Here is a 4,677-nt window from a genome sequence, read left to right as displayed (position 1 = left end):
TGTGGACATACCCTAGAGGATGTTGAAGTTGAAGCTTATGAGAAAAGACAGGTTTTTGACATTCCGCCTGTAAATCTTATTGTTACAGAACATCGAAGTCAGATTAAGATCTGTCCTTGCTGTGGAAAATTAAATAAAGCTGAATTTCCAGAATCAGTAAATTCTCCAGTTCAATATAGCCGTAATATCTTAGCTTCAGCAATTTACTTTAAAAATCACCATTTCATTCCTTACGAAAGGATTTCGGAATTGTTTAATGATGTAATGGGGATAAAAATTTGTTCTGCTACCATTATTAAAGCAGAAAGAGAATGTTTCCAGAATCTTGAAGAATTTGAAAACCTAATTCGAGAAAAGGTAATAGCTTCTCCTGTTATCCATTGTGATGAAACTGGAATGAAAGTTCAAGGAAAAAGACATTGGCTTCATGTAGCTTCTACTGACAAATACACCTGTTATTTTACTCATGCAAAAAGAGGATCCGAAGCTATTGATGCTATGGGAATTCTTCCAGAGTTTAAAGGGGTAGCAGTTCACGATGGATGGAAACCTTACAACAGTTATAATTGTGATCATGCTCTTTGCAATGTTCATCTCCAGAGAGAACTTACTGGAATTGAAGAGAATTATAAACAGCAATGGGCTAAAGATATGAGTGAGCTGTTATCTGAAATGAAAAAGTATACTGATGAGTGCAAAGAGCAGGTCAAAGATCTGGATTTTGAACAAGTTAAGGCATTAGAAAAAAGGTTCAATGCTGTAGTCGCGAAAGGAATTGAAGAAAATCCACCTTCTTTAAATCCTGAAAGACAAGGAAAACGTGGTAAGAATCCAAAAACCAAAGCAAGGAATCTGCTTGATAGGTTTATAGAACACAAAGACAAGATTCTGAGATTCCTGACAGACTTGAAAGTTCCGTTTGAGAATAATCAAGCAGAAAGAGATGTCAGGATGATGAAGCTACAACAGAAAACATCAGGAACTTTCAGAACTACACGGGGAGCGGAAGCTTTCTGCAGAATTAGAGCATATATTTCCACAATAAGAAAGAATGGTTTACCTGTTTTAGAGGGTATTCTCGCGGCGCTCAAAGGAGCGCCGCTAACTATACCCTGAATAGTTACTTCAATTCTTTATTCACTTTTTCGGTCAGCTGGGTCTCTTCATCATCCCAAAATAGACCAAATAGGAACTAAACCAAGTCGGAGAAGGAAAAAAATCCGTAACTGGTGAGAATGAATAGATCTCATAAAATAATTATGGGTTTATTCTATGGTTTTGTTTTTTCAGCGCTTTCTTTTTGCCACCTGTAGTGGATTCCACGTTTTGAAAACCAGTTTTCTGGACCGTATTTGCCAATTAAGTCCAGGTGATAGTCTAAACTCGGATGAACGGACCTCAAATAATCAAGTTTAGTACAGCTACAGCGATCGCTGCACTCCCAGCATCCGAGGTATCCTTTACCTTGCACGCAAGTTCCTGATCTCGCAGACAGGCTTTCCACCTCCTTCTCTGCAAGGAATAGAGCACTTTAATGATTCGATTTCCTTAAGTACCTTGATAAACACCGGATAATCTTCAAAGGCAGGATTTTTTTCAGTTTTAAGCTTTGCATACTCATCAAACTGAAGATAGGAAAGCTTTTCTTCAAGCTTATGAGCAAGATTAAACAGATCCTTGTTAGAAGGGATGCAATCGATACAACATAACCCGCACCAGGCTGTGAACTTTTCATTCATCTTCTTACCTCAAGAAGCACCTGTTAAGCTCAAATATGCTATCAAATATATTTTACAAGCATTCCTCTTTATAATAAAATTTCATAAATTAATAGTTTTCAAATGAGGATCAAAGTCTTGTAAATATTTAAAGTACATATTATTAATAAGTTCGACTTTTATAGATCAACAGATTGATAAAGTGGAATAGCTTCAATTGAGTTCAGCGATACCAAATAATTAGCCTGAGAAAATTAGTGTTCAGGTACTATCCTTAAACTTCTTTTGGTTAGCTGTAGAGGAAATGATTTGTAATGTCAAGCAAGACAACATTTGAAATAGAAGACAAGTGTCTTCCCCCTTTCTTCGTAAAGCAGAAAATTTCCATTGAAAAAGGAGATGGAGTTTACGTATGGGACGAAGAAGGAAAGATGTATATTGATTTCACGGCAGGTTGGGGTGTAACATGTATCGGTCATGCAAACCCGGTCATCACTGAAGCTTTGATTGACCAGGGAAGAAAGATAATTCAAAACCCCAATTCGGGACTTACATATTCTCCTGCACGTGCACGTCTACTTTCCTTACTCGCAGAAATTCTGCCTTCCAATCTTACAAGAGTATTCTTTACGAACAGCGGAGCTGAAGCAAATGATGCTGCCATTAAACTGGCTCGAAAGGTGACAGGAAGGCCTGACATAATTTCTACATATCAAAGCTTTCATGGGCGTACGATCAGTACAACATCTGCCACAGGTCAACCCAAGCATAGGGATAGGTATAGTCCTCTGATGCCTAATTACCGGTTCGTTCCTTATGATGACCTGGAGGCTATGAAACATTATCTGGATGAGAATGTTGCTGCAGTAATTCTTGAACCTATTCAGGGAGAAGGCGGAGTTCACATACCTTCAGAAGGATACCTGAAAGAGGTAAGCAACCTGTGTAAGAAGAACGGAAGTTTGCTGATCGTTGATGAAATTCAAACCGGATTTTTCAGAACAGGGCCAGCTTTTGTTACAGGTTCCTGCGGTGTGAGAACAGACTTTATGACAATGGCAAAAGGAATTGCAGGTGGTTTCCCGTTTGGTGCTTTCGCCTTGTCTGAGACTGTTGCAAAGAAGCTTGAGATCGGCGACCATGGTGGTACATATTGTGGTAATCCTCTTGGTTGTGCCGTTTCCTACGCAGTGATAAAATACCTGATAGATAACAATATTTCCAAAAATGTAGAAGAAATGGGTTGTCTTGCCCTGAAAAGAATGAGCTTATGGCCGAAAATTTATAGGAATATAGTTACCGACATACGTGGAAAAGGACTCCTTATTATGGTCGAATTCCAGAGTGAAGATATCGCTACAAATGTCAAAAATAAGTGTTTGTCAAGAGGGTTGTTTGTCACTCAAACTCAAGGTAATGGAATCAGGATATTTCCCGCGCTAAACATCAAGAAGGAGGAATTGGAGGAAGGACTTCTAATTATCGAGGATGTGGTAAAGGAAATTAGCCTTACTTTCTAAACGCTTACTTTCTAAATGCCCCACTACAGCTGTCTAAGCTAACTCAGTATGAAAAATGGCAGGAATATGCACTAAACCGGATGGATTCGGGATTTAAAGTGGGCATTAAGAAAACCAATGCAAGTTCAATCAATATGGGTTCAAACGATATAGGTTCGACCGATATAGGTTCAACCCAATATAGGTTCTCGGGGCTTGTGTCAAAAGTCCTGAAACCATCCAGAGGTCTTAAGATCTATCCAGTTAGGGATAAAGATAAAAAGCTCATTACCATCGATTACTGGCTTTTTTTAATCCCTTAATCAGTTCATCGACATTGCCGACTAATTCCAGTCCAGCGTTTTTTCCAGTTCCGGAATAAATGAGCTTCGTGTCAGAGCCAGTTTTCCTCAGTAGAGTTATATTGATACTGGAGTGTAGAGATTCGTTAACCTTCGCTGTCATCTCTCCCAGTTTTGGTGCAGGGAGCTCGACGCCTTCCGACCTGTCCGCATTGATGTCAAGACAGTATTTCTTGTTTTCCAGTCGGATACGAATGTTATTGTCGGTAACATCGAGACCAATGACCTTTGCCCCTGAATATGTCGTAAATTTGTACAATTTATTGTCATATAAAAAGCCGAAGATGTAACCTGTGAAATAATTGCCGAGCCAGGGTATCTTTGCAATCGAGCCTGAAAGTGATATACCGTTACGATCAAAATGGTTAGTCTGCATCCATATCCAGGAGGAAGGCATTGAAACGCCCCAATCCTTCTCTATATAGCCCCTTCCACCGTTGAGATCTTTCCTTATGCCGTTAACCTCAATGAATCCTTCAACAGCGTGATCCATGCTCAATATGCCGTGATAGCATTCCATGCCCGGCACGAATGCATACCAGCCCATTACCCCGGGTGACAGCACTTTCACGGGCCAGGGATAGGTGTCCTTGAAGCTAATCCGGGCAATGATCCGATCTCTGCCTTGCTTAAGGTTGAGATTCATCTCACTAGTGCTGAAAAAAGATTCACCAATAGTAAGCTCAAACTTTTTATCTCCGGCCTTCATGTCATCGAGCGAATACCTGAAATAATTCATTTGCTGCGCTCTTGCGTCCAGAAACATGATAAAAGCATGTGATTTTAATGGATCCCTGGCTATGGAGACGCCAGGAATAACAGCATAAGCTCTCTTCTCACTGTAATCCACCATCTTAAAATACCAGCCCTCGAAAAAATCTTTATTTTTTCTCCGACCGTGGAAGATTTCCGGCTTCCAGATATCGAGCATCATATATGATTAGAGGACTATCATTTAGAACTTTATGGATAATCCATGCTTTCGGCTGCCTGAAAAGCAAGATTTACGGGTGGAGTCTGGTTTAGGAGATGGTTTAATTTTTGATAATCCATTTTTATCCGATTGATGTTTTAAAACACCTGAATGTTAGCATTTCC

The 4,677-nt window shown here is 39.7% G+C and carries 5 protein-coding genes; 3 read left to right on the top strand and 2 right to left on the bottom strand.

Going from position 1 to position 4,677, the window contains the following annotated elements; translation table 11 throughout:
• A partial coding sequence (gene tnpC, locus ASJ81_RS08875; protein ID WP_095644158.1) for an IS66 family transposase occupies positions 1 to 1,116 on the top strand: 1,116 nt, incomplete at its 5' end.
• Positions 1,117 to 1,460: 344 nt separating this feature from the next.
• On the opposite strand, the gene ASJ81_RS08865 is transcribed toward tnpC, so the two are convergent.
• Complete coding sequence (locus tag ASJ81_RS08865) at positions 1,461 to 1,739, bottom strand: hypothetical protein (RefSeq protein ID WP_095644156.1); 279 nt, start codon at positions 1,737 to 1,739, stop codon at positions 1,461 to 1,463.
• A gap of 293 nt (positions 1,740 to 2,032) precedes the next feature.
• Here ASJ81_RS08865 and ASJ81_RS08860 point away from each other — a divergent pair, with 293 nt between their 5' ends.
• Both ASJ81_RS08860 and ASJ81_RS08855 read left to right on the top strand, forming a co-directional pair.
• Complete coding sequence (locus ASJ81_RS08860) at positions 2,033 to 3,238, top strand: aspartate aminotransferase family protein (protein ID WP_095644155.1); 1,206 nt, start codon at positions 2,033 to 2,035, stop codon at positions 3,236 to 3,238.
• A gap of 98 nt (positions 3,239 to 3,336) precedes the next feature.
• Complete coding sequence (locus tag ASJ81_RS08855; protein ID WP_141241636.1) at positions 3,337 to 3,540, top strand: hypothetical protein; 204 nt, start codon at positions 3,337 to 3,339, stop codon at positions 3,538 to 3,540.
• Here the strand turns inward: ASJ81_RS08855 and ASJ81_RS08850 are convergent.
• Positions 3,506 to 4,513, bottom strand: a complete 1,008-nt coding sequence (locus tag ASJ81_RS08850) for a tocopherol cyclase family protein (RefSeq protein ID WP_245859978.1) — start codon at positions 4,511 to 4,513, stop codon at positions 3,506 to 3,508. The genes ASJ81_RS08855 and ASJ81_RS08850 overlap by 35 nt on opposite strands.
• Positions 4,514 to 4,677 lie beyond the last annotated feature (164 nt).

Source organism: Methanosarcina spelaei (assembly GCF_002287235.1).
Taxonomy (GTDB): domain Archaea; phylum Halobacteriota; class Methanosarcinia; order Methanosarcinales; family Methanosarcinaceae; genus Methanosarcina; species Methanosarcina spelaei.
The sequence above is the reverse complement of the archived record's forward strand: the minus strand, read 5'-3'. Positions and strand labels throughout refer to the sequence as shown.

Coding starts and splice junctions, on each gene's coding strand:
- ASJ81_RS08860 (WP_095644155.1), top strand. CDS start 2,033: ATGTCAAGCAAGACAACATTTGAAATAGAAGACAAGTGTCTTCCCCCT.
- ASJ81_RS08865 (WP_095644156.1), bottom strand. CDS start 1,739: ATGAATGAAAAGTTCACAGCCTGGTGCGGGTTATGTTGTATCGATTGC.
- ASJ81_RS08850 (WP_245859978.1), bottom strand. CDS start 4,513: ATGATGCTCGATATCTGGAAGCCGGAAATCTTCCACGGTCGGAGAAAA.